The 26,991-nt window shown below is 32.4% G+C and carries 24 protein-coding genes; 13 read left to right on the top strand and 11 right to left on the bottom strand.

Annotated elements, in window-relative coordinates:
- The first annotated feature begins 12 nt into the window (after positions 1–12).
- The gene (locus ATE84_RS10550; RefSeq protein ID WP_101447920.1) at positions 13–789 is read left to right on the top strand and encodes a M949_RS01915 family surface polysaccharide biosynthesis protein; all 777 of its coding nucleotides are present in this window, start codon (positions 13–15) and stop codon (positions 787–789) included.
- 24 nt (positions 790–813) lie between these two features.
- Here the strand turns inward: ATE84_RS10550 and ATE84_RS10545 are convergent, their stop codons facing one another.
- The 7 genes from ATE84_RS10545 to ATE84_RS10515 all read right to left on the bottom strand — a co-directional run bounded on the left by ATE84_RS10545 (position 814) and on the right by ATE84_RS10515 (position 7,117).
- Positions 814–1,830: an endonuclease/exonuclease/phosphatase family protein gene (locus tag ATE84_RS10545; protein ID WP_101447919.1), complete on the bottom strand. Its 1,017-nt coding sequence runs from the start codon at positions 1,828–1,830 to the stop codon at positions 814–816.
- Positions 1,831–1,832: 2 nt separating this feature from the next.
- Entirely contained in the window at positions 1,833–2,711 is an 879-nt protein-coding gene (locus ATE84_RS10540) for a rhomboid family intramembrane serine protease (RefSeq protein ID WP_101447918.1), read from the bottom strand.
- Between the two features lie 3 nt (positions 2,712–2,714).
- On the bottom strand, positions 2,715–3,467 hold the full coding sequence (locus tag ATE84_RS10535; protein WP_101447917.1) for a rhomboid family intramembrane serine protease: 753 nt from the start codon (positions 3,465–3,467) through the stop codon (positions 2,715–2,717).
- A gap of 7 nt (positions 3,468–3,474) precedes the next feature.
- Positions 3,475–5,355, bottom strand: coding sequence for a DNA mismatch repair endonuclease MutL (gene mutL / locus ATE84_RS10530; protein ID WP_101447916.1), 1,881 nt, complete (start codon positions 5,353–5,355; stop codon positions 3,475–3,477).
- Entirely contained in the window at positions 5,356–5,649 is a 294-nt protein-coding gene (locus ATE84_RS10525) for a hypothetical protein (protein ID WP_199176871.1), read from the bottom strand.
- Between the two features lie 130 nt (positions 5,650–5,779).
- Positions 5,780–6,283, bottom strand: coding sequence for a 6,7-dimethyl-8-ribityllumazine synthase (ribH, locus tag ATE84_RS10520; RefSeq protein ID WP_101447914.1), 504 nt, complete (start codon positions 6,281–6,283; stop codon positions 5,780–5,782).
- Between the two features lie 63 nt (positions 6,284–6,346).
- On the bottom strand, positions 6,347–7,117 hold the full coding sequence (locus ATE84_RS10515; protein WP_101447913.1) for a tol-pal system YbgF family protein: 771 nt from the start codon (positions 7,115–7,117) through the stop codon (positions 6,347–6,349).
- Positions 7,118–7,253: 136 nt separating this feature from the next.
- Between ATE84_RS10515 and ATE84_RS10510 the strand changes: the two genes are divergently transcribed.
- The 3 genes from ATE84_RS10510 to ATE84_RS10500 are packed head-to-tail and all read left to right on the top strand — an operon-like array spanning position 7,254 to position 9,109.
- A complete protein-coding gene (locus tag ATE84_RS10510; RefSeq protein ID WP_101447912.1) occupies positions 7,254–8,354 on the top strand; it encodes a DNA replication/repair protein RecF in 1,101 nt (366 codons plus the stop codon).
- A gap of 45 nt (positions 8,355–8,399) precedes the next feature.
- On the top strand, positions 8,400–8,813 hold the full coding sequence (locus ATE84_RS10505) for a hypothetical protein (RefSeq protein ID WP_101447911.1): 414 nt from the start codon (positions 8,400–8,402) through the stop codon (positions 8,811–8,813).
- Positions 8,813–9,109 carry a DUF721 domain-containing protein gene (locus tag ATE84_RS10500; RefSeq protein ID WP_101447910.1) on the top strand — a complete coding sequence of 99 codons (297 nt, stop codon included), beginning with the start codon at positions 8,813–8,815 and terminating at the stop codon, positions 9,107–9,109. Before ATE84_RS10505 ends, ATE84_RS10500 begins: the two co-directional genes overlap by 1 nt.
- Positions 9,110–9,130: 21 nt before the next feature.
- Here the strand turns inward: ATE84_RS10500 and ATE84_RS10495 are convergent, their stop codons facing one another.
- Positions 9,131–10,303, bottom strand: coding sequence for a hypothetical protein (locus tag ATE84_RS10495; RefSeq protein WP_101447909.1), 1,173 nt, complete (start codon positions 10,301–10,303; stop codon positions 9,131–9,133).
- Positions 10,304–10,732: 429 nt separating this feature from the next.
- Here ATE84_RS10495 and ATE84_RS10490 point away from each other — a divergent pair, with 429 nt between their 5' ends.
- Together ATE84_RS10490 and ATE84_RS10485 are read left to right on the top strand one after the other, a co-directional pair.
- Positions 10,733–13,936 (top strand): SusC/RagA family TonB-linked outer membrane protein, encoded by a 3,204-nt coding sequence (locus ATE84_RS10490; protein WP_233195782.1) that lies wholly within the window; start codon positions 10,733–10,735, stop codon positions 13,934–13,936.
- 10 nt (positions 13,937–13,946) lie between these two features.
- Complete coding sequence (locus ATE84_RS10485) at positions 13,947–15,401, top strand: SusD/RagB family nutrient-binding outer membrane lipoprotein (RefSeq protein ID WP_101447907.1); 1,455 nt, start codon at positions 13,947–13,949, stop codon at positions 15,399–15,401.
- A gap of 436 nt (positions 15,402–15,837) precedes the next feature.
- On the opposite strand, the gene ATE84_RS10480 is transcribed toward ATE84_RS10485, so the two are convergent.
- On the bottom strand, positions 15,838–17,004 hold the full coding sequence (locus tag ATE84_RS10480) for a hypothetical protein (RefSeq protein WP_101447906.1): 1,167 nt from the start codon (positions 17,002–17,004) through the stop codon (positions 15,838–15,840).
- Positions 17,005–17,167: 163 nt separating this feature from the next.
- Between ATE84_RS10480 and ATE84_RS10475 the strand changes: the two genes are divergently transcribed.
- The 4 genes from ATE84_RS10475 to ATE84_RS10460 all read left to right on the top strand — a co-directional run bounded on the left by ATE84_RS10475 (position 17,168) and on the right by ATE84_RS10460 (position 22,421).
- Positions 17,168–17,689, top strand: a complete 522-nt coding sequence (locus ATE84_RS10475) for an RNA polymerase sigma factor (protein WP_101447905.1) — start codon at positions 17,168–17,170, stop codon at positions 17,687–17,689.
- Between the two features lie 87 nt (positions 17,690–17,776).
- On the top strand, positions 17,777–18,691 hold the full coding sequence (locus tag ATE84_RS10470) for a FecR family protein (protein ID WP_101447904.1): 915 nt from the start codon (positions 17,777–17,779) through the stop codon (positions 18,689–18,691).
- Positions 18,692–18,695: 4 nt separating this feature from the next.
- Positions 18,696–21,248 (top strand): TonB-dependent receptor plug domain-containing protein, encoded by a 2,553-nt coding sequence (locus tag ATE84_RS10465; RefSeq protein WP_101447903.1) that lies wholly within the window; start codon positions 18,696–18,698, stop codon positions 21,246–21,248.
- A 63-nt stretch (positions 21,249–21,311) separates the two neighbouring features.
- Positions 21,312–22,421, top strand: coding sequence for a C1 family peptidase (locus ATE84_RS10460; RefSeq protein WP_101447902.1), 1,110 nt, complete (start codon positions 21,312–21,314; stop codon positions 22,419–22,421).
- 69 nt (positions 22,422–22,490) lie between these two features.
- On the opposite strand, the gene ATE84_RS10455 is transcribed toward ATE84_RS10460, so the two are convergent.
- On the bottom strand, positions 22,491–22,910 hold the full coding sequence (locus tag ATE84_RS10455; protein ID WP_024768690.1) for a nucleoside-diphosphate kinase: 420 nt from the start codon (positions 22,908–22,910) through the stop codon (positions 22,491–22,493).
- A gap of 218 nt (positions 22,911–23,128) precedes the next feature.
- Positions 23,129–24,154, bottom strand: coding sequence for an alkaline phosphatase D family protein (locus tag ATE84_RS10450; protein ID WP_101447901.1), 1,026 nt, complete (start codon positions 24,152–24,154; stop codon positions 23,129–23,131).
- 79 nt (positions 24,155–24,233) lie between these two features.
- Between ATE84_RS10450 and ATE84_RS10445 the strand changes: the two genes are divergently transcribed.
- From ATE84_RS10445 to ATE84_RS10435, 3 genes are read left to right on the top strand one after another with little or no spacing between them, the layout of a single operon-like run.
- Complete coding sequence (locus tag ATE84_RS10445; protein WP_101447900.1) at positions 24,234–25,250, top strand: bifunctional oligoribonuclease/PAP phosphatase NrnA; 1,017 nt, start codon at positions 24,234–24,236, stop codon at positions 25,248–25,250.
- A complete protein-coding gene (gldI, locus tag ATE84_RS10440; RefSeq protein WP_101447899.1) occupies positions 25,247–25,798 on the top strand; it encodes a gliding motility-associated peptidyl-prolyl isomerase GldI in 552 nt (183 codons plus the stop codon). The genes ATE84_RS10445 and gldI overlap by 4 nt, the downstream gene beginning before the upstream one ends.
- Before the next feature lie 12 nt (positions 25,799–25,810).
- A complete protein-coding gene (locus tag ATE84_RS10435; RefSeq protein ID WP_101447898.1) occupies positions 25,811–26,950 on the top strand; it encodes a peptidylprolyl isomerase in 1,140 nt (379 codons plus the stop codon).
- Positions 26,951–26,991: the final 41 nt, after the last annotated feature.

Genomic DNA, 26,991 nt, shown 5'->3' with positions numbered 1-26,991 from the left:
CTATTTTTTTCTATGAACAAATTTCTACTTTTTATCATAATTATTCCCTTATTTTCTTGTGGGAAACAAACAAAAGATTCCAATAACAATGCTGAGCAGCAAGTAACAAAAGAAGATACCACTATCAAAGTAGAGCTCAAAAGGTTTGATTCTATTTCATTCGATCCAAAAATAGCTCGTAAACTTTCAAATAAAGAAATCTTATCAACTTTTACTAAAAGAACCAAAAGGCGCTTCGATATTGAGGATCCTATTTACCAAGCATATTCTTACAAAGACCAGTCAGGAGAATATTATTTGTTATTATCAGAACGTTTTAAAGAAACAGATGAAAAAAATGACACTTTATACGATCAGATAAAAGCACTTAATTTGTCTTATAGAGACAAGCAGTTCAAAAAAAAATCTTCCATTAAAGATGACATAGACAAAGATTGGGAAACATCGATTGGATTCTGGAATAAATACTCAAGTTTATCCGATATAGACAATGATGGTTTAGCAGATCTTATATTGGTTTATGGCACTATGGGTCAAGACGGGTATACAGACGGTAGGGTAAAGATTATTATCTATCATAACAAAAGGAGAATAACAATTAGACATCAAAATAGTGATTATGATGGAAGGTTAACCAAAATCAGTAAAAAATTCTATGCATTGCCTTTACAAATACAACAAAACGTAAAAGAAAAAATGAGGTTAATGATGAAAAATAAACATGCCATTTTCTTTAAGGATTGGGAAGCAAAAATGGAAACTAACGCTATCAGTATAGATGGGTTGTAACATCAGACACTTACGATTTCTAAGCTAAAACTTTATTTTTGATAGTATTGGATAATGATCTGAAAGTTCAAGACCAAAACTTTGAAACCCTTGTACTTCAAACTCTTCGGGCACTAAAATAAAATCAATTCTAGCCGGAAACAATTCAAATTTAAAAGTTTTACCAAATCCTTTTCCTGCCTTCTTAAAAGTGTCCTGAAGATTTTCTGATTTAATTTTATCATACACATATGAATATGCTGTATTATTAAAATCTCCCATCACAATGTTTCTGTACGGAGAAGATTTCATATGCTTTATAAGCTGTTCTGTCTGAGCTTGTTGTTTTTTAAATGATACTCCGATACGTTTTAATAGCTTCTGAGAATCTGCTTTAGCCAAATTATTTGTTTCAGAACTAATTCTATGGGATTGTAAATGAATATTATACACTCTTATAGTATCCTTAGGAAATACTACATCAGCAAAAATCACATTGTTAGCTGTATTTTCAAAATTTAAAGATCCTTTGTTTATAAATGGATATTTCGAAAAGATAACCAATGCCAATTCTCTACTGTTATGATTAAAATACTCGTACTTATTTGAATATTGACTAAAATCGATATCTGGGTTGTTATAATATTCCTGAGCACAAAAGACATCTGGGTTTTGATCTTTCACCAGTTTTGAAATATCCTGAGGAATAGTTTCTGAGGCTATCCATAAAAACCGATTAAAGCTATGTACGTTATAACTCATCAATGAAATACCACCCTCAACCTCATCGGCTGATTTTCCTCTTAGCTTATACAATGAAGACACGTGAGAAATTCCTAGAATTAGTACAACCAGAGAAAGTATTCCCTTTTTATTGAGTTGTACTGCCCAAAATAACAAGAACAACACATTAATGACAATTAGAATTGGTACTGCTAAACTTAACACAGACAATAACGGAAACGTTTTTGGAGAAACATAAGGTAGTAAATAGGACAGTAACAAGGCAGAAGCTGCCATAGCGTTCATCAAAAAGACGATCTTGCTAATTACTTTCCTCATAACTACTCTTTCCCTGCTTTAAACAAAAAATCTTTCTCTTCCTTGGTTAAGCTATCATATCCACTTTTACTAATTTTATCCAAAATAGCATCAATTTGTTTCTGATTAGGTGTTTTAACCGAAGAAGTTGCTGTTTTTTTAGAGGTTCTTTTATGAGTTTTTGATTTATGAACGGTCTTTAACGGACTTTTCTTTTTAGGACTAAACATCGTACTTAATCCACCCATAAGTTTTTCGAACCAGGAACCGATATCATTTCCTTTTTTAAGTTGAATCGCATACATATAACCAAAAAGCGCTCCACCCAAATGAGCTATCAGTCCACCAGCATTACCAGATGTAGGAATTTGGATAAGATCAGAAAGCACTACAAACACTCCTATCTGCCATAATTTGATATTAAACACAAAGATTCGCACTTCAGAATTTGGGGTATATGCAGCAATAAAAATCATAATGGCACGAACTGCCGCCGAGGCTCCAATTAAATATGCTAATGAGCCATTTAAAACCGGAAATAGATTATAGGCCAGCACAAATAATAATCCTCCGCAGATAGCACCTAATAAGTAAATTGTTAGAAATCTTTTTTCGGTAAATAAGTTTAAAACATATTGTCCAAACCAGTATAACACCAGCATATTCCAGAAAATATGCCAAAAATCAAAATGTAAAAAACTATAGGTGAGAATACTCCAGGGTTGTATAATCAACGATTCTGGATCAACAGGTAAAACAAACCACTCCATCAAAGCACCAGAGTTTGTTTTAAAAATCCAAGATCCTAGTGTAGCGAATAAAAATAAAGCTACATTAATAACAATAAGCTTAATGATTACATTAGCTGTTTTAAACTGATATGATAGATTATTAGTTGTCATTTATTAATACCACCGTTTATCGTTGAATGAATTCTTTTTCCAATACCACATGGTAATAAACCCAATTACAGCACCACCTATATGCGCCCAATGAGCGACATTAGAAGGCCCCAAAATTGCTTGCCCCGTTATTCCTCCATAAAGATCTAATAAAAAATAACCACCTATCAAATATTTTGCCTTAATAGGAATAGGAATAAAAATTATATATAGAGGTAGATTTGGATATAGTACGGCAAATGCTGCTAATACCCCAAAAATCGCACCCGAAGCTCCTACCATTGGTGTTACATAAGCACCTATCATGTTTTCGGTAACATCTTGTGGGATATTAGGATATACTTTATATTGACCAGAGGTAACAGTATTTTGTATAAATGTGTTAATTTCCGAAGGAGAAAAACCTGCATCTAAATATGCTTGATATCCTGGACTAAACTGAAAATAAGAAAATAAAATTTGAAACCCTACTGCACCAAGGCCTGAAAAAAAGTAAATGAAAAGGAATTTTTTCTGACCAATAGAACCTTCCAGATGGCTTCCAAACATATATAAGGCAAACATATTAAAAAAGATATGTCCTGCATCTGCATGCATAAACATATGAGAAACAATTTGCCATATCTGGAAATTATCATTTTTCGGAAACCAAAGTGCAAACCATTCAAATGCGTTGTTTCCTAAAGATAATGATCCAACAAAAAAAATGATATTGATAATTAATAACCCTTTTACTGTATCTGTAATTCTCCCCATTTATGTATCAAAATTTCTTATCGATTTCATCTACTGTTAACGTGATGAAAGTCGGCTTATTATCTGGTGTTATTGTAGGCTCAGTACATGCAAAAAGGCTATTTACCATATACTGTTGTTGTTCTGAAGCCAATTCTACTCCTGTACGTACTGCAATACTTTTTGAAATAGATCTGGCTAGCAGGTCTGTCTGAGAAAACCCACTATCCGGCACCTCACTTTCGAGATCACTAATTAGTTGTTCTAAAAGTTGTGCAACTTCTTTTTCTGAAGTAACCGATGGTATTCCTTTAATTTCAACTTCTCCGGGGGATAACTCTCCAAAAACAAACCCTGTATTTTCGAGCTGTTCTTTTACAGTAGTAAGAAGTTCGATTTCTTTTTTAGTAAAAGAAAGTGTTAGCGGAAACAACAATTGCTGACTTACAGCACTTGCCATCGTAATATTACGCAATAACTCTTCGTATACTATTCTTTGATGTGCTCTGTTTTGGTGAACAATCACCATTCCGCTTTTAATTGTGGTAACGATATACTTTCTTCTAAGTTGATAGGTTGTATGATGTCCAACTTTTTTCTCATCGGTCTCAAACAATGACCCTGTAACTTCTGCGCTTTCAAATTCTACGGAGGAAAAATCATTTTCAGTAGGCTTATTAGTTATCATTTCAGATTCTAACCCTACATACAAATTCTCCCAGTCTCCTGCAGATTCTTTTTTAAACGGTGTATGACTTTTGCTGGAAAACGAACTACCACCACCTCCTGATATTTTTTCTTCTTTAAATGGATTAAAATTACGATCTACCTCTATAGTGGGCGTCTGCGCAGTTTTACTTTTATATTCATAAGGTGTATCCATCGAAGCGTCTCTATTAAAATCTAATACAGGTGCTACATTAAATTGTCCTAAACTATGTTTTATTGAAGCCCTTAGCATGGCATACAACGCATGCTCATCTTCAAATTTAATTTCGGTCTTAGTAGGATGAATATTAATATCTATTGATTTAGGGTCTACAGTAAGGTATACAAAATAGCTAGGATGTGCTTTATCCTTTAGTAAACCTTCATATGCAGCATTAACAGCATGATTTAAATAAGCACTCTTAATGAACCTATTATTAACAAAGAAAAACTGCTCACCCCGTGTACGCTTGGCGTATTCTGGTTTTCCTACAAATCCACTAATAGTAACCAAGTCTGTTTCCTCTTCTACAGGAACGAGTTTTTCATTGGTTTTCCCTCCAAAAATATTTACTATACGTTGACGACAATTTGTAATAGGCAGATTAAAAACTTCACTACCGTTATGGTACATATCAAATTTAATAGAATGATGCGCCATAGTCACCCGATGAAATTCATCAATAATATGACGTAGTTCTACTGCATTTGATTTTAAGAAATTTCGCCTTGCGGGAATATTATAAAATAAGTTTTTGACACTTATAGAGGTTCCTTTTGGAGTTACGCATACTTCTTGAGAAATCACTTCACTACCTTCAATAGTAATCTCTGTACCTACCTCATCTTCTTCTTGTTTCGTTTTTAGCTCTACATGGGCGATTGCCGCAATAGAAGCCAAAGCTTCTCCTCTGAAACCCTTGGTGTCTAATTGAAAAAGATCTTCTGCAGTTTTTATTTTTGAAGTAGCATGGCGCTCAAAACTCAGTCTGGCATCGGTAATACTCATTCCTGATCCATTATCAATAACTTGAATAAGAGTTTTTCCAGCCTCTTTTATGATCAATTTTATATGTGTAGCCTGAGCATCAATTGCGTTCTCTAATAGTTCTTTCACTACTGAAGCTGGTCGTTGAACCACCTCTCCGGCAGCAATTTGATTAGCTACGTGATCTGGTAATAGTTGAATGATATCAGACATCTATCGTCGTGCAGTAAATATGGATAAATCAAAATCAATTATATACAAAAAGATGAAGATCAGGATTAATGCAATATAAATAACCTTTCTATTAATTTCACGATTACCTCGATTACGACTCGATGCACGAGCTTCTGCCCAGTGTGAACCAAAATCTACATCATTCGTAGCATCCCTGTATTTGGTAATCTTGTTCTCAAAATTATAGATATTACCACCACTTTTACCTTCATAGTATCGAGGTGTGTAATTGAATCTTCGATTTTTCCTTCTTTTCGGGATATTTAACTTCACAATCTGTTTCTATCTTTTTGATTATCCAAATATACTTAAAAAGCATTGTAATGTAAAGCTTTTAGCATTACAATAACATCAAAATATAAATAACAAAGATTATGCCGCTTAGATTTTAGTCCAAGAATTCTTACTTATAAAAGGTCGCATCTTTACGCAATTGTGCCATTTTGATCGCTGCAATTGCTGCTTCCGTTCCTTTATTACCATGCTTACCTCCAGAACGATCAATAGATTGTTGTCGTGTATTATCAGTTAGCACACAAAAGATTACAGGAATATCACTAGCAATATTTAAATCCTTGATTCCTTGTGTAACTCCATCACAAACAAAGTCAAAATGTTTGGTTTCCCCTTGAATAACAGATCCTACAGCGATAATAGCATCAAGCATATCAAAAGATTCCTGCATTTTCTTACATCCATATATCAATTCGAAACTTCCGGGTACATTCCACCGTACTATATTTTCTTTTACTGCTCCACAATCTATAAATGCATCAAATGCACCTTGAAATAACCCTTCAGTAATTTCTTCATTCCATTCTGAAACAACAATCCCAAATCGAAAATTTTTCGCATTTGGGATTGTTGTTTTATCGTATTGTGATAAATTTTTATTTTCTGTAGCCATATTAATTTCATGTTTTGGGTTTTAAGTTTCAGCAAAGAACTGAAAACCGAAACCACAAAACTATTACTTCATTGCTTGTGCTTTACCTAGATGAACATCTGCTTGATTAGCTTCTACACTTTTAGGAAATTCTTCTTTAATTCGTTCTAAATATGGAATTGCAACTTCTGGTTTATCAAGAGATATTGCAGTAATTGCTGCTTTTAACAAAAATTTCGGAGTAGTAAAGTCATTAATTTTTGCTTTAGCCGCTTTTTCGTAATACCCTAATGCTTCTTCTGTTTGATCAAGTTGAGAAAATGCATCCCCAATACCACCAAGAGCTAAAGGCCCTAATATATCATCATCACTTTTAAAGCTATCAAGATAATTAATTGCTTCTTGATATTTTTTCATATTTAAGTAAGAAAATCCAGCATAGTAGTTTGATAGGTTAGCAGCATCAGTACTACCATAATTCTCTATAATCCCTAAAAAACCATACTTCCCTTCTCCTCCATTAAGAGCTAAAGTATATAACGAATCACTAAGTTTAGAGTTACCATTAACAGCATTATCAAAATACTGTTGTGCAGTAAACATTTCATTAGCTGCCTCTTCTTCTTTCGGTTCCTGGATAAATTTCTGAAATCCAAGGTATCCTAATATTACAACAGCTATCATTCCGACAGCACCTAGTATGTATTTTTGGTTAGCTGCAACCCATTCTTCAGTTTTAGAAGCTCCTTCATCTAAGGTGTTAAATACCTCAGCAGTTGTTGAATTATCTTCTATTTGCTCAACTTCTTCAGCTTTGTTTTTTGGTTTGTGTCCACGTTTCTTATAAGTTGCCATAAATTTTCTTTAATGAACGGCAAAAATAAAATATTTATTCACAATTAAAAGCACAACTATTTATTATTTTTCAATAATTTGCGTCAGTTAACTAAGAATTCTATTAAAGTCGGCACTCCTTGATGATCAATATTTTATGATTTTAAAATCTCTTTCTTTACTTAATTATAAAAATTTTGAGTCCATCAATTTTGAATTTGACGATAGGATAAACTGTCTTGTTGGAAATAATGGGGTCGGAAAAACCAATATTCTGGATGCTATTTATCATTTGTCATTTGGTAAAAGCTATTTCAATCCAATTACTAGTCAAAACATTAAGCATAATGCCGATTTTTTTGTTATTGATGGTCTTTACACAAAAGAAGATCGTGATGAAAAAGTTATTATAAGTGCAAAAAGAGGGCAGAAAAAAGTAATCAAGCGCAACGCAAAAATATATGATACTTTTAGCGAGCATATTGGTTTTTTACCTTTGGTAATTATTTCTCCCGCAGACAGAGATCTAATTACAGAAGGTAGTGATACTCGTCGCAAATTTATAGATGGTGTAATCTCCCAAAGTGACCAATCGTATCTAAAAACATTATTAAAATACTCTAAAATTGTATCACAGCGTAATTCTCTATTAAAATACTTTACTGCCAATAATACTTTTGATCCTACTACACTAGAGGTGTACAACCAGCAAATGCATGAGTACGGTAGTATTATCTATGAAAAAAGAGCAGCATTTCTAGAAGTTTTTATTCCTATTTTTGAAAGCAGATATCAAGCAATTAGTTCTGGAAAAGAAAGTGTTACTCTTTCTTATCAAAGTAAGCTATCCGAAACTAATTTACTAACTCTTTTAGAACAGAGTCTTTCTAGAGACAGAATGTTACAATATACCAGTGTGGGAGTTCATAAAGATGATTTGTCTTTTGAGATTGAAGGGTATCCTATTAAAAAATTTGGAAGTCAGGGACAACAAAAATCGTTTCTTATTGCTTTAAAATTAGCTCAATTCGATTTCATTAAAAAACAAAGTAAAGTGAACCCTATACTTCTACTCGATGACATTTTTGACAAACTTGACGAAAAACGTGTAGAACATATTATAAAATTGGTAGATGATCAAAATTTTGGACAATTATTCATTAGTGATACCCATGCGGATCGAACAGAAAGTGTGGTGAAAAAAATATCGCAATCATACAAAATTATTAAATTGAAAAACAACGAATTAGAAAAATAGAGATCATCAAAAATTTCTCCTGATTAACAAATACTCTAATAAAATATGCAACGAGTTTTACTTTATATAGTGCTTCTATGTGTTACTTCCTGCACAAGGACTAATCCAAAAGAGCACATTCAATATTTAGATGGATATTGGGAAATTAAAAAGGTTATTTTATCTGATGGGAGTAAAAAAGAATATTCGTTCAGTCAGGATATTGACTTTTTTGAAATTAAAGATTCAATAGGAATACGTAAAAAGGTACGGCCTCAACTGGATGGAGGCTTTAAAACTACCAATAATCAGGAAATATTTACTATAATTATTGAAAATGATAGCGTAAGACTATATTATAAAAACTCGTTAGCAACATGGAAAGAAACCATTATTTCTGCAAAAGAAAACGAGATAGTTTTCAAGAATGAAACGGGAAATGTTTACTTTTATCAACGATATCAAAAGCTACAATTATAATGGCAAAACGTCACCAAGAAAATCAGAGTATGGAAGAAGTTTTAAAAAGCTTTGTTTCTGATAATAATTTACAAAAAGGATTGAACAAGGTTGCTGTACGTGATGTTTGGGAAAAAATAATGGGGCCTGCAATTACAAAGTATACTCGAAATGTTAAACTTGACAGAGAAACTGCGTATATTGAACTCACATCATCTGTATTAAGAGAAGAACTTAGTTATGGCAAACAAAAAATAATAGACAATCTCAATGACGAATTAGGTGAAATATTAATCAAAAAACTAGTACTAAGGTAACTCTTTTTTTTTCAAAAACAGCTAAGGAACAACTACCTCATCACAGAACTGTTCCCCATTTGGGCAATTTGCAGTAATTACTTGTGCACAGACAGAATTTGTACCTTGATCCAAATCAAACTCTACTATCCCTGCACTTAATAATGAGTTTTCAATAAAAACATCATTAACATACCAACGTATAGTTACATCATTACTCTCTCCTGTAACCGAGGGACTAAACTTGTATGTATTTGTACCAGAAACTTGTTCATTAGTAAATGTAATCTCAGGACAAATAGGTTCTACCACAATTTCTTTGCAAGTAATCGTCCCGTTAAGGCAGTTAGGAGTAACTACTTTTATACAAGTTTCATATGTCCCGGGAGTAAATTGCCTTATAAATGGGTTTCCATCAATAACTTGATCAGCAATTACCTCTCCATTGATTTTAAAAAATAATTGATATCCTTCCATAATCTCGATATCGGGAATAAACTTATACTTATTATCTTGTAAATGCTGGATTTCAAATCGTATATCGGGACAACCAACACAATTATTTATGATTTCATAAAACTCATAATAGGTTGATATCTGTGTTGCTTTAAAATCAGGAGCAACTAATATTGATATTGGAAATTTAAAATCTGGTTGATAATTAGCTCCTTGATTGGTAAGAAAACGATTAAAATCATCCTTACTATCAATTTTAATTTCTATATCTTCTTTATCACTTAATGTAATAGGATATTCAAACTTAAAACATTGCCTATATAAATGATTAAAGATATCTCTGAATGTTTTTATCTCACACTCTCTAAGCACATTAATAAAAGAACTTTCATTTTCTACAAGAAACGCTTTATCAGTTCCTTTAAATACGATCTGAATAGGGAATTGCAACCCAGTTATATTGAAATTTGAGCTTTGTCCAGAAATCACTCCAAGTAACCCTTGAAAATTATCAATTCGTATAGTCGAATCTGTATTATAACCAAACATTAATGGATATTTAAAAGCAAAACACAGATCTTCTTCATTTATCACCGAATTTCTGGTTTTTATATCATTAAGGATAGATACTATTGTTGTAGTTGATGTAATCTTAGCATCTATGTTATCAGGAAAAAAAGAATCATCATTTACACAAGAATACACAAACATTACCAATGTAAGCATAAAACCTTTGCAATATGTACTTAATTTATTCAAAATAAAACTGTTCTGGACATATTTATAACGTTTACAAATTCATTTACCCTACCTCATTTCTTATTTAATATGGATGAATGTATACAAAATAAAATTAGAATCAAAAGACTATCCAAATACACCGAACACAGCTATGGATAATAAAACAACTCAATGAATTTTAATTCATCAATAATATTATAAAAAAACATTGGATATTAAATCATATTATTCGATATTCATCGTTCTAAAAATTATAAGATATAAAACAAATTGAAATTTCTTCATGTCATAAAAAATGACAATTAGTCGCTTTTCCTAGTTACCCTTACAATTTTATTGTTAATTTTTTGTTAAAAAATCATTATCCTTATTTTTCTGAAAATTTTCTTAATAACCTTGCCTACTAACAAAAATTAACATGCAATAATGAAATTATTAACAAAAAACATGCTAATACTTTTAACGGTATTAGTTACGCAATTTTCTATTGCGCAAGAAAGCCCTATAACAGGTAAGGTCACAGACGATAGTGGTATGCCACTACCTGGTGTAAATATCATAGTAAAGGGCAGCAATAGTGGAGTCCAAACAGATTTTGACGGAATGTACTCACTACAAGCATCTGAAGGGAATACTCTTGTATTCAGCTATCTTGGTTTTGCAGATCAAGAGATTATCATTGGTGCCCAAAGAACTATTAATGTGCAGCTAGAAGTTACTGCTTCTCAATTAGAAGAAATAGTAGTTACAGCCCTTGGTATTTCTAGAGATAAAAAATCTCTAGGGTATGCTACACAAGAAGTTGATGGAGAAGATTTGAACAGAGTAAAAACTGCGAATTTTGTAAATTCTCTTTCTGGTAAGGCTTCAGGTCTTCAAATTAAAAGAAATAACAATTTAGGAGGATCTACCAATGTAGTTATTAGAGGTAATGCTTCTTTAACCGGAAGTAACCAGGCTTTATTTGTTGTTGATGGGGTTCCTATCAATAATACAAATAGTAATTCTGTAGGTCAGGCAAATGCTCGAGGAGGATATTATGATTATGGAAATGCTGCATCAGATATTAATCCTGAAGATATAGAATCTATAAATATTCTAAAAGGTGCGGCTGCATCTGCTCTTTATGGATCTAGAGCTGCAAATGGAGTAATTATGATTACTACCAAAAAAGGAGGGAAATCTAAAGGATTAGGTATTACGGTTAGTTCTGGAATGACATTCGGGTCTATCGACAAAAGTACATTTGCAAAATATCAAACTCAATATGGAGCAGGTTATAGCTCAGGTTTTTATCAACGAGACATTCTAGGTGATGGTACAGCAGATGATAGAACAGTTAGATATAGCCATGATGCCTCTTATGGATCTCCATTTGATCCCAGTTTATTGGTATATCAATGGGATGCTTTAGATCCTGATTCGCCTAACTATAGAATAGCTACTCCTTGGGTAAATGCAAAGAATGGCCCTATTACCTTTTACGAAACTCCAATTACTATTACAAACTCTTTATCATTTGACAAAGGGAATGATCAAGGTTCTTATAGGTTAAATTATACTAAGTTTGATCAAACTGGGATAATGCCAAACAGTTCTATCAAGAAGCATAATTTTTCTATGAGCGGAAGTTTTAAACTTAATGATAAACTAACTGCTACAGGGTACGCTAATTACATCAAGACAGATGGTTTAGGTCGTAACTCTACAGGATATGGTGATAATATCACAAGTATGTTTAAACAATGGTGGCAGACCAATGTTGACCTAAAACAACAAGAAGACATCTATTTTGCTACAAGAAGAAATGTAACTTGGAACCCTGCCTCGGCTAATGCAGGTTCTGCTCCTATTTATTGGGATAATCCATATTGGAAACGATATGAAAACTACCAAACCGATACGAGAAATCGTTTCTTAGGTAATGTTTCTTTAAATTACAAAGTAACTGATTGGTTTAACATTACAGGTAGAGTTGCTACTGATACATATTCTGAGTTACAAGAAGAAAGAAGAGCAAATGGTAGTGTTCCTACTCGTTTTGGAGTTAGTAGAGGTAATGTCGATTCTGGCTATGGAAGAAGAGATATTCGAAATACAGAGACTAATTATGATTTAATGTTTAACTTTAACAAAAACCTAAGTGAAGAATTCAACGTTAAAGGAACTCTAGGAACCAACATTAGAAGAAATCATTTTCAATCTATTTATGCATCTACCAGTGGTGGGTTAAGTGTCCCTAGACTATATTCTTTACAGAACAGTGCAGGACCGCTTCCTTTACCTGTTGAAAGAGATGAAAAAATTGGAGTTGATGGTCTGTATGCTAGTGTATCTTTAGGGTATAAAAACATGTTATTTTTGGATGGTACAATAAGAAGAGATCATTCTTCAACTTTACCAAAAGATAGTAGCACATTCTATTACCCATCTGTTGCAGGTAGTTTTGTTTTTTCTAATCTTTTAGATACAGACATTATATCTTTTGGTAAGATAAGAGCTAATTATGCAGAAGTGGGTAACAGTGCTCCTTTTGACTTTTTATATGATGTTAAGGATGTAAATACTCCTATTGGAAGTGCTAGCACTTCGGTAGGTGATGTAAAAAAGAATCCAAATTTAAAACCTGAAAGAACAACAAGTACAGAACTTGGTTTAGAAATGAAGCTTTTAAAAAGTAGATTTGGGTTTGATATCGCATATTACATAAACAACTCTATAGATCAAATTTTTGGAGTACCAGTTAGTAGAGGTACGGGATACACTTCAAAAATCTTAAATGCTGGAGAAATTGAAAACAAAGGGATTGAGTTATCTGTAAACGGAACTCCCGTGCAGACCCAAAATTTTTCCTGGGACGTAAATGTAAACTGGTCTAAAAATGAAAATAAAGTAATTTCCTTAGAAGATGGTATCGAAAATCTTCAATTAGGTGATTTTCAAGGAGGTATAACAATAAATGCTACTATAGGACAACCTTATGGAGTTATTTATGGTACAGATTACACCTATTTAAATGGTCAGAGAATTGTTGGTGCAGATGGTTACTATGAAAAAACTGCTGCTTCTAATAATGTGATTGGTGATACAAACCCAGAATGGTTGATGGGTATTTCCAATAAATTTAATTATAAAAATATTGCTTTTAGCTTTTTAATTGACATTCAAAAAGGAGGGGATATATTCTCTTTGGATCAATATTATGGTTTAGGTACTGGTTTATATGCCGAAACTGCTTTTACAAATGATCTTGGAAACCCAGTAAGAAATAGTTTAGCAGACGGTGGAGGTTTTATCAATCCGGGTGTTACTGCCGATGGCTCTCCAAATACCACAAGACTTGCAGGAGATGAATATACTCTTTTTGGATCTGATGGAGGTTTTCCTGACTCAGCTTTCGTTTATGATGCTAGTTATATAAAATTACGAGAAGTTTCCCTAACATATACTTTTCCTAAAAAAATAATTGACCGTACCTTCTTAAATGATGTCTCTTTTAGTGTAATTGGTTCTAATCTTTGGATTATTGACAAAAATATTCCTCATGAAGATCCTGAAGGAGGTTTAGGTTCTGGTAATTTGCAAGGATATTCTACTGGATCATTACCAACAACTAGAGATTTTGGTTTCAACTTAAAATTACAATTTTAAAAAAATAAAGATGAAAAAAATATTAATTCTAATTACCGCGGTAATTATAGCATCTTGTTCGGACAACCTCGAGAGTTTGAATGAGAATATTAAAGATCCATCTTCTGTTCCTGGAGAAACATTGTTTACTGGTGCGCAGAAGAATTTAGTTGACCAAGTGGTTGATTTAAATGTTAATAACAATAACACCAAACTCTGGGCACAATATTTACAGGAAACAACATATTTACAAGAAAGTCAATATGACCAAGTAACAAGAACCATTCCAGCTACGCATTGGAGTGTTCTTTATAAAGATGTTTTAAAAGATTTAGATGAAGCAGCTAAGGTTATTGAAGAAACTCAATATTCACTACCTACAGATATTGAGACTAAAGCCAATAAGCTTCAGGTAATAGAAATATTAACCGTTTATACTTATAGCATCTTAGTAGAAACTTTTGGAAACGTTCCCTACGCAGAAGCCTTAGACATTGATGACTTATTACCTACATATGATGAAGGTGAGACGGTATATAAAACTCTTATAGAAAGACTTACAGTTACTATTAATGCATTAGACACAAGCAAAGGAAGTTTTGGACTTGCAGATAATATTTATGGTGGAGATACATCACTATGGAAAAAATTTGCTGCTTCTTTAAAACTAAGAATGGGTATTCTACTATCTGATGTGGATAATGCATTTGCTAAAACTACGGTAGAAGATGCCGTAACAAGTGGTGTATTTACCAGCAGAGCTGATAATGCTAATTTCACATATCTAGCAGCTGCACCAAACACAAATCCTATTCATAATAATTTAGTTTTGAGTGGGAGAAATGATTTTGTTGCTGCGGTTACTATTGTAGATATGATGAACACATTAAATGACCCTAGAAGACCTTTGTACTTTTTAGAAGTACCTGGAACTGGAAATTATATTGGCGGAGGTATTGGTATGACCTCGGATTTTGATTCACATTCTCATGTATCTGCTCAAGTAGAAGCAGCTACAACTCCTGGTGTAATTCTTGATTATGCAGAAGTTGAGTTTTTATTAGCTGAAGCTGCTGCTAGAACTTTTGCAGTTGGAGGAACAGCAAAGAGTCATTACGATATTGCTGTAGTAGAATCAATAGAAAGCTGGGGAGGATCAAATGCAGATGCAATGACATACCTTGCTCAACCAACGGTAGATTATGATACTGCCTTGGCAGCAAGTACTGCAACTACTCCTTGGAAAGAAGTAATAGGTAATCAAAAATGGATAGCCTTGTTTAATAGAGGTTTAGAAGCTTGGACTTCAATCAGACTTTTAGATTTCCCAACATTAGCTACTCCGGATAAACCTAAATCTGGTTTTCCAAACAGATATACATATCCTGTTATTGAGCAAACTTTAAACCCTACAAATTGGACAGCAGGCTCTGCTGCTATAGGTGGCGATCTTGCCGAAACAAAACTTTTCTGGGATTTGAATTAGTCAATATTCCAATAAATTATTAGCATAATTCATAGGGGTGAGATAGAAAATCTCACCCCTATTTTTTATATCAATATTGTAGCTGTTTTTTTTTAACAATATTGACTCGTTTTATATAGCAACCACCTACCCATTGAACGGAAAACTACTCTAAAGCACCAAAAAAAACAAGTGACTTATCTTGTATATTATCCTAAGATTGTAAAAGAAGAATCAAAAAAGTTTATATAAATTTTCTTTCAAATCCTTATATCAAACTCTGTCATTCAACTTTATTTTTATAGATTACTAATCATAAATAATATATATCGTAATCCTATAAACAAAAATTCCCCAGAAGCATGGCCTTGCTCCCAGGGAATCAACCTAATTAATCTAACCTAACTAACTTATTGTATTATATAATCTATTCTTTGATGAATAGAAAATTAAGTAATTATTCAAATTCTATAATCTTACAAAATGATGTTCCGTTAGGACATTCTGGAGTCTCTATCATCAAACACACTTCATACCTCCCTGGCCCATCAAATTCATGATAAAACGGATTATTATGAGGGAATTCTGGTGATTTACCAACATATTTCTTATTAACAAACCATTCTAGAGTAATATTATCAATTCCTTCAAATGCACGAGGGTAGAAATAATACGCGGCTTTATCTCCATCTCGTTCTGGTTCAAAGAACAGATCTGGGCAATCCCCTACTCTTATCTCTTTACAATATTTCACTCCTTCTTGGCAATCAGGAGTAATCACTTTTAAACATACTTCATGAACACCAGAATCAAATTGATATATAAGAGTTCTATTTCCTATCTGCGAATCATTATCATTTTTTGGTGAGTCTACAACCTTTCCATCAACAAACCATAGTATTTGGCTTACCTCATCTACACCTTCTATCTTCGCATCAAAAGTATACGTCCCCATTGTTTCTGGTTCCATTTCTTTTGTAAAAGAAACTTCTGGACAAGCTAAATCAGATGCTTCGACTTCTATAACTTTACAATAAGAAACCCCTTCTGGGCAATTTGGTGTTTCTGTTTTGATACATACTTCATACCTTCCCGGCTCTTTAAAATTCCATATAAAATAATTATTTTCATTAGGTGCAGAATCTTCTACTAATTCGCCATTAATATACCACCCATAAGATACCTCTTGAATTTCTTTAAAATCTGCAATAAATTTATAAGTAGATCGCCCTTGGTAATGCTTACTTCTAAAAAACAAATCAGGACAAGGGTTATTTTCATCTACCTCTACTTCTATATCAGCACAGGCTTCTACCGTTCTCTCTTCTGTTATTATTCTAACACAAATTGTGTGTTTTCCAGGTTCAAACAGGTAGTCCATAATCTGATTGATGATATTTTCTTTATCTTCTCCTTCTATATCATTTCCATCAACAGACCAAATTATTTCTGCATCATTGTTAATTCCGTTGGTTTTAGCTTCAAAACTATAAACGGCACTTCCTTCTTTGTTATCAATAACGATCTCAACCTCTGGATCATTATTAAAATCTTCCGTTTCGCAAGAGATAAATCCTAACAAAAGTGCAAATATCAACGTATACCAAATACTAAATTTTTTCATCATGAATAATTTTTGGGGTTAGTAAATTTTCTTAAGAAGCTTTTTAAACCTCTCTTAAAATGAAACGACTCAAAAAAAAATTACCCTACCCCATACTTTATTTTTTTATTTTTTGATAGCTTGAAAAAAAAATCTAGTTTTGGAAGTATATTTTATTTCCCAGATGTCTGACAACAAAAATTCTACTTGTAACGAGCAAGTCTTTGACGAATTTTTCAAGAGTAACTCCAAACTTTTGAGGAATTACATATATTATAAATTTGGAGATCTGGAACAGGCCGAAGATATTGTTCAAGATGCATTTATTAAACTCTGGAATAATTGCTCTAAAGTTTCTATAGATAAGGCTAAAAGTTACATTTATACAATTGCTACTAATCTTGGTATTAGCGTTACACGACATCAAAAAGTGAGGTTCAAATACAGAGATTACATTATACAACGTAAAACAGACATCAATCACGAATCACCAGAATTTATTGCTCTTGAAAAAGAGTATATGGAAAAATTAAAAAGTGCAATTGCAGATTTATCAGAACGTCAAAGAGAAGTGTTTCTGCTAAGTCGAATAGATAAAAAAACATATAAGGAAATTGCAGAACTATCGAATGTTTCTGTAAAAGCTATAGAGAAATTAATGCACAAAGCATTGATAACATTAAGAAAAAAAATAGGAAATATTTAGAATATGCCTATTGACCTAGAAAACTTTTTAATATAAAAAGGTAGGGTAATTTAAAAATAAAACGTTCACATATTATATACCGAAGTTATGTTAGACGATAAAAAAGATGATATATTCTTATCCAGGTGGATTAACGGAGAGCTTTCTGAGGAAGAACTTCGTGAGTTTAAGTCTCACCCTGAGTATGAGCATTATGTAAAAATAATGGCCGGTGCTGACGCTTTGGATCTAACAGATTATGATATAGAAAAAGAACTCTCTACTTTAAAATCTAAATCAAGTTATACATCAAAAGAAAAATCTAATTCGGTTATAAAATTATGGCCTTACATAGCAGTTGCCGCTTCAATCGTAATTATTTTAGGGATATTTTTATTTAAACCCAGCGAATCTTTTAATGCCAACTATGGAGAGCAATTAACTGTAACATTGCCAGATGGATCCGAAATGATCTTAAATGCCAAATCGACTGCAAGCTTTGATGAGAAAAATTGGAAGAAAAATAGAATGGTGACCTTAGAAGGAGAAGCTTTTTTTAAAGTAAAAAAAGGAAGCAAATTCACTGTTACAACCAAAAATGGAAAAGTCTCTGTACTAGGAACTCAATTTAACGTACAATCTCAAAATACTCTTTTTGAAGTTACTTGTTTTGAAGGGAAAGTTAGTGTTGTTAATAAGGAAAATAAAAATATTCTAACAGCAGGAAAAGGATATAGAAATCTAGAAAATACTGCCCCAGAAAGCTGGACTTTTGATACTCAGAAACCATCCTGGCTTAATAATACAAGTTCGTTTAGAAGTATACCTATCAAATATGTATTTAACGAACTTGAAGAACAATATGATTTAAAAATTAAAACAACAGAGATAAATCTCGAAACTATATACACAGGAACTTTTCCAAACAATAATAAGGAAGTTGCTCTTAGAACAGTTTTTAGTACCTTAGGCATGAAGTATAGCCTATCGAAAGATAGTAAGACCGTGGTATTAGAAAAATAATAGAATGATAAGACTTTTATGTGTATGCCTTTTGTTATGCAGCATATCTGTTTCTTCTCAAGAAGAAGCAAAAGTCATTACTATTAATAACAAACCACTACCCTCAGTAATTCCTATAATTGAAGAATTCTACAATCTTAAATTTTCTTATATCGACACCTTAATAGAGGATGAAAATATCTCTCTAATACTAAATTCTGAAGATTCTCTAGACAATTTAATTAAACAACTACAACAACAAACGAAATTAAAGTTTAAAATCACCGGAAAAAACTTTGTTACTATCAGTGCTTTGGATAAAAGAGATCGTATCACTGTTTGTGGATATATTTTAGATGAAGAGCAAAAACCACTTAAGGATATAGGAATCTTTTTCAAAGCTAATCGTACTAATGTAACTACAGATAATAAAGGTTATTTTGAAAGTAGTCAAGTACCATACAATTCTGTTATTTTAATTAGTGCTCCGGGGTTTCGTCAAAGAATTTTGAATTCTAAATCATTTTTAACTGACGAGTGTATTAAAATAAACCTTACCAATGCACATGAAGAAATTCTTGATGAAGTTTTTATTCAGGAATATTTAGCCAAAGGAATTACCCAAAATAAAGAAGTAATCCATATTGACTTAAATAACGTAGAAGTCCTCCCCGGCCGTACAGAACCAGACATTTTACAAACAATACAACTCACTCCAGGTGTTAACAACCCTTTTGAGACTGCTTCCGGATTATTTGTAAGAGGAAGTTCTCCTAACCAAAATCTAGTATTATGGAATGGCATAAAGACCTATCACCAAGGACATCTATTTGGTATGCTATCTGCGTTTAATCCATATGTAGCTAAAGAGGTTAATTTTTCTAAAAGCGGTGTTAGTGCTCAATATGGAGATCGAATTGCAGGAGTGATTGATATTAAATCAGAAAATCAAATTGCAGAACGGTTTTCAGGTGGTGCCGGTTTTAATATGATCAATGCAGATATCGTAGCGCATATTCCTGTCTTACAAGATAAAATATCAATTCAGGTATCAGGAAGAAGATCATACACCGATGTTTTAAAAACATTTACCTACAAACAGCTCTCTGATCGTGTTTTTCAGAATACTAAAATTGCCGAGACTGATCCCCTTAATGATGAAGATAATGATTTTTTCTACTTAGATTATAATGCAAACCTAATTCTACAACCATCAGATAGTGATAAAATAGAAATTAATACCATTTATAGTAAAAATGACTTAGATTTTAGAAGAAGTGACACTACCGAATCTTTTAATGATGAGCTTACTACAGAGAATGAAGGATATAATTTTAAATGGAGTCACGTATACAGTAATAATTTCAACACCAAAGTAAGTGGATATTACACCAAATACCTTCTAAATTATCAATTTATCACAAGAAACTTGGGAGCCATAACAGAAATTGAAAGTAAAAAAAACAGTATTGGAGATTTTGGTGCCGAACTTGGATTGAATTACAAAATATCAAAATACCAAAGTATCTCTGGCGGTTATCAATTATCAAACAATACAATCAAATATGCTTTTGTAACAGCCACCCCCGGTTATCAACTTATTTTGGATGAAGATGATAGTTTTTTAAATACTCATGCAGCATATGCAGAATACACTTTAGATAATCCAAAAAGCTTTTATGTATCTGTCGGATTACGATTTAATTTTTACGCAGAACTTGACAAAACCTATATAGAGCCCCGGATTTTTGCTCAAAAATATATTACTAAAAACTGGGAAGTTAACACTAGCTTAGAATACAGAAGTCAAGCTACTAGTCAGATACAAGAATCCGTGGTCAGTGATTTATCGCTAGAAAACAAAGTCTGGACATTAGCTAATAATGATCAATTCCCAGTAATTAGTAGTTATCAATTTACTTTAGGAAGCAGTTTTAGAAAAAACAAATGGTATTTGGACATTGACGGCTATTACAAACAAATCGAAGATATCACTACGCTAACTTCTGGTTTTATTAACCCAATTGATAACACCTATCATATAGGAGAGAGTAGAGTTTTTGGAGTTGATTTTTTTCTAAAAAAAAGATTCAAAAATTATAAAACATGGGTAAGCTACTCATATATCAATACCAGTAATACATTTGAAGACATTAATAATGATGAATCTTTTCCTGGAAATTGGAACATTGAACATACCGTAAAATGGTCTCAATTCTATAGAGTTAATAATTTCCAATTCTCTTTAGGTTGGATTTGGCATACAGGAAAAGTCTTTACCAATGTATCAGGAGTAGATGAAAGTGGTGAAATTGTAATCTTAGAATTTGATGAGATTAATAGTAATAATCTTCCCGAATATCACAGGCTGGATTTCTCTGCTATTTACGATTTTAAAATAGGATATAATTCCAATATCAATTATCGCATTGGACTTTCTGTTTTAAATTTATATAATAAAAGGAATTTACTAAACAGAGAGTTTAGGACGACCAATTCTCTGAACAATCAGTTTATCAATTCTGATATACTGTCACTAGGAATCACTCCAAATATTAGCTTCAGGGTCTTTTGGTAGTTAACTATTCAATTTTTTATCTATTTTCTTGTACCTTCATCACCTACAAATTATATAATTAAAATGAAAAAACTCTTTTTTATTAATTGCATGTTTCTATTTTTATCTATAGGATATGCTCAAAAAACACATCCTGATTATAGCATCACAGATAAAATATCTCTTCAATGTAATCCTGTTATTAGTCAAGGAAAAACAGGTACCTGCTGGAGTTTTTCTACCACCTCTTATATCGAGTCAGAGGTTGCTCGTTTAGGACATGGAGTTCACAATTTATCAGAATTATTTCAGGTTAGAAATACATATACTGATAAAGCAAGAAATTATATCTTAAGACAAGGAAAGGCTCAGTTTAGCGAAGGAGCACTCTCACATGATGTTATAAAATCTATTCGCAAATACGGGATTATTCCTAATGAAATTTATACGGGTTTTGCTGGAAATATTGCAGAACGTCATGATCATAGTGAGTTAATTAAATTATTAACCAATATGGTTGATAATGCGGTAAAACACAAAATTCTTTCAAAAAACTGGTGGAAAAGTTACGAAGCAATGTTAGATATCTATATTGGAAAAAGACCTAACACTTTTAACTATAATAATAAGACGTATACCCCTATTGAATTTGCTAAAGAACTCGGGATTGATGCAAATAACTACATCACGTTAACTTCTTTCACCCATCACCCCATGAATAGTAATTTCATTCTAGAAATTCCAGATAATTTCTCTAATGGTATATACCATAACATTCCACTTGATGAGTTACAACAAGTAGTTGATCATGCTTTAAAAGAAGGGTATACTGTAGCCTGGGATGGAGATGTAAGTGAAATCGGGTTTTCTCAAAAAAGTGGTTTAGCAATTCTTACTAATGAAAAAAAACGTGAAAATGCATTTAAAGAGTATGCTGAAGAAGAGAAAGTTACTTCCGAATCTCGGCAAAGAGAATTCGAAAACTACAATACTACAGATGATCACTTAATGCATTTAGTTGGAAAAGGAGTTGATAAAAAAGGAAAAACGTATTATAAAATCAAAAACTCGTGGGGAGTCAAAGGGGCTCAACATGGGTATCTTTATATGTCTGAAGCATATTTTAGAATGAAAACCGTAGGGATTTTACTTCATAAAGATGGTATTCCTAAAAAAATAAAAGAACAGATATAATCAATTTACAAAATTCAAAAAAGCTGTCTGTGTACACAGACAGCTTTTTTATATAAGAAATATATCTTTTTAGAACTGCTCTCTTCCTGAAAAATGAAAAGCTCCTTCAATAGCAGCATTTTCATCACTATCACTACCATGTACAGCGTTTTCACTAATAGAAGTAGCATACTTTTTACGAATAGTTCCTTCTGCAGCTTCTTCAGGATTTGTTGCGCCTATTAAAGTTCTGAAATCTTCTACAGCATTTTCTTTTTCTAAAATAGCCGCTACAATTGGACCACTTGTCATATATTCTACTAATTCTCCATAAAAAGGACGTTCCTTATGAACTGCATAAAATGCTGCTGCATCATCTGTAGTGAGTTGAGTTAATTTCATTGCTACAATTCTAAACCCTGAAGCAGTAATTTGCTCAATAATTCCTCCAATATATCCTTTTCTTACCGCATCCGGTTTAAGCATTGTAAAAGTTCTGTTTGTTGCCATTGTATGTTTTTGTTATCTAACACCTCTGTAAATCAGAAGTATTTCAAATTATTATTTAGGTATTTTAAACCCGATTTTTAAATTTTTTGTGCAAAAATATATATAAAAGCATCAAAAACAAGAATTATTATATGAAATGAGTAATATCAAGAATCAATTATTTACATCTGAATAGATTTACTCATCTTTCTACAGTAAAGAAAATTACATTTCAAAATCTAATTTTTGGGATATTGTTTTTTAAACTCTTGTAATACAATATTATTTTCACCTCGAATCTGCATGGTTACGGTATAAGAATCAAGATCAAATTTTAACGTTCCAAAACTTGGAGTTGAAATTACTCGCCCAATCCTATGTCTATTAGACTCCCCCTTGTATCCTGTATAAGAATGAGTTAAACCACTAGAGGTGAAATCAATTAACGGGTATTTAAGCCCTTTTATCCTTGTCATAGAAAACTCAGAAATATGTCGGTCTCCACTGAGCAATATTGCATTTCTCACTCCTTTATTTATTAGGATATCATTTAGTCGTTTTACCTCGTGAGGAAAATTTCCCCAAGTTTCAAAACCATGTTCTGATGATAAAAATTGAATACTACTCACAATAAGAACAAAATCAGAATAATTGGATGCCAACTCTTTTTCTAACCATTTCCATTGCGCTGCTCCCAATACAGTTCCCTCATTATTTTCATATGGTTCATAACGTCTTCCTTCTTCTGTACTTTTTCTTAAAGCAGATCTAAAAAATCGGGTATCCAGAACGATCACTTTTACGCTCCCTTTTTCAATTTCGAAAACCCGAGAAGTATAAATCCCATTCTGAGCTCTTATAGGGGCATTTTTTGCAACCTCTAAAAAATCTAGAAATAATTGTTGACTTTCTTCTTTTTTATACCACTCTACTCCTGCGTCATTTTTACCATAATCATGATCATCCCAAGTAGCCATTACAGGAACTACTTTCTTTAATTTTTGATAATCAGGATTACTGTTTTGTATTCTATAATCATTTTTTATTTTAGACATATCATCAGAATCTGCATAGATATTATCTCCGCCCCAAATAAATAGATCTGGGCTATTCTTTAAGATCTCATTCCAGAAAGGCTGAGAACTGTTCTGGTTATTACAGCTTCCGAAGGCTATAACAAAATCAGGTGATGATGTTTTGTCTTGTGAAAAAGATAATTGAATTACACAAAAGAATACAACAAGAAAATGATCAATATATCTCATGATTATCAAATTTAATAACTCTACAAAATTAATTGTTCTAATATTACTAAAATATTATTTATTGTATCTTCGCTGACTTATGAATACTAATGAAACAAACAAGATAAGAAGACTTCTGTCTACTTCAAAAAATATTGTTATTGTAACCCATAAAAACCCTGATGGGGATGCTATAGGTTCTAGTCTGGCATTATATCATTATCTTATTTCTTTTGGACATGATGTTACGGTTATTACGCCAAATGATTATCCTCTTTTTTTAAAATGGATCCCTGGCGAAGATACTATCCTTAAGTATGATAATGCTACTAAAAATGCCCTTTCTAAAATCGAAAAAGCAGATCTTATCTTTACTTTAGATTTTAATCATTTTTCTAGAAGCGGTGATATGGAAAATGTTTTGGCAAAAACCAAAGCCACCTTTATTATGATTGATCATCATCAACAACCCGATGATTACGCAGAAGTAACTTATAGTGATCCAAGTATGAGTTCTACTTGTCAGATGATATATCATTTCATAGAAAAACTGAATGATCTGGATAAAATCACTTCAGAGGCCGCAACCTGTATTTATGTCGGAATAATGACAGATACTGGGTCTTTTAGATATAGATCTACAACGAGTACCACTCATAAAGTACTAGCTGATCTGATCGATCGAGGAGCAGATAATACCAGAATTCATGAAAACATTTATGATACTAATACACTGTCCAAAATTCAATTAAAAGGTATTGCATTAAATAACCTAAGAGTACTACCAGAATATAAGACAGCATTCATCACTTTATCTCAAAAAGAACTGGATCAACATAGTTTCAAAAAAGGGGATACTGAAGGTTTTGTAAATTTTGGACTTTCTATAAAAGGAATTAAATTTGCCGCCATCTTTATAGAAAATAAAGGAGAAGAGATTATTAAAATCTCTTTACGCTCTAAGGGTGATTTTTCGGTAAACGAATTCTCTAGAAATCATTTTGAAGGAGGTGGTCACAATAACGCTGCTGGAGGTAGAAGTAATCTATCATTATCTGATACTGTTGAAAAATTTATTAGTATCTTACCAACTTATAAAAAAGTCCTGAATCAATGAGATTAGCCCTTCACACGCTCTGTCTTCTTTTTTTATTTTCTTCATGTAAAACACCTGAAGCTCGAAGACCAATAAGCATTAAATCCGGCTCTTTTATTAGTGAATCTATTAATCGTAATAAAGAACTCGCCGCAAGAGAAGAGGGTAGAATTCAAAAAATTATTAATGAAGACTCTACTAACAATTATATAACTTCAGAAACAGGTTTCTGGTATTTCTATACTAAAAAAGATACCATATCTACTACCACACCACAATTTGGAGATATAGTAACCTTCGATTATAACTTAAAAGATTTAGGTGGTACTGTAATTTATTCGCAACAAGAACTAAATACAACTACTTATCGTATTGACAAAGAAGAACTTTTTTTAGGTCTTAGAGAAGGATTAAAACTTATGAAACAAGGTGAAATGGTAACATTTCTCTTTCCTTCTTATCAAGCATATGGATATTATGGGGATGATAATAAGATTGGCACAAATATTCCGTTAATAGCAGAAGTAACACTTAATACAATTACAAAAGAATCAACAACAGAAAATTAATTATTAACAAAAATGAAAAAATTAAATTTATTATTCTTAGCTATTATTGCATTAGCACTCAACAGTTGTAATGAAAAATACCCAGACTTGCAAGAAGGTGTTTATGCTGAAATCATTACAAACAAAGGTACTGCAGTAGCAAAATTACACTATGATCTTACTCCTATGACAGTTGCTAACTTTGTTTCTCTGGCAGAAGGCACCAATACTATGGTAGATAGCACCTATATAGGAAAGAAATTTTATAACGGAATTATATTTCACAGAGTGATCAAAGATTTTATGATCCAGACCGGGGATCCTTTAGGAACCGGTACAGGAGATCCAGGGTATAAATTTCCTGATGAGATTGTGGATTCACTTTCTCACAAATCAAAAGGAATTTTATCTATGGCAAATTCTGGCCCAGATACCAATGGTAGTCAATTTTTTATTACATTAAAAGAAACCCCATGGTTAAATGGAAAACACACCGTTTTTGGAGAAATCGTTTTGGGACAGGACATTATTGATAGCATTGGTGTTACAAAAACAGGCGCTGGAGATAAGCCTGAAGAAGAGATAAAAATGATGGAAGTTAATATCATTCGTAAAGGTTCGGATGCTAAAGCTTTTAATACAGAAACTGCGTTTACAGACAAGATAAAAGTTCTTGAAAAAGAAAAGGCCGAAAAAGAAAGAGTAAAAAAAGAGCGCAATGAAGCTATTGCTGCTAAGTTTAATGAGCAGAAAAGCACAGCAACAAAATTAGAAAGTGGTCTTGAAATTGTATTTACAAATCAGGGAGATGGGCAACAACCCAAGCAAGGAGAAATTGTGAATATAAATTATGCAGGATATTATACAGACGGAAGAGTCTTTGATACTAATATTGCTGAAAAGGCAAAAGAACTTGGTGTTTTTGACGAACGTAGAGCTGCAGATCCAAGAGGATATGCTCCTGCACCAATGCAATATTCTCTTGAAGCAAAAATGATTGCTGGTTTTAAAGAAGGTATATTGCAGTTAAAAAATGTTGGCTCTAAAGCTATACTTTTTGTTCCTTCTCATCTTGCTTATGGTGAAAGAGGTAATCGAGGAATCCCTCCAAATACCGATCTTATTTTTGAGGTAGAATTAATGAGTATACAAAGTCAGAAAGAAACAAAATAACTCCTATTGTATTCATACAATAATCAAAGAATAAAAGCATC

The sequence above is a fragment of the Aquimarina sp. MAR_2010_214 genome, from assembly GCF_002846555.1.
Classification (GTDB): Bacteria; Bacteroidota; Bacteroidia; order Flavobacteriales; family Flavobacteriaceae; genus Aquimarina.
The sequence above is the reverse complement of the archived record's forward strand: the minus strand, read 5'-3'. Positions and strand labels throughout refer to the sequence as shown.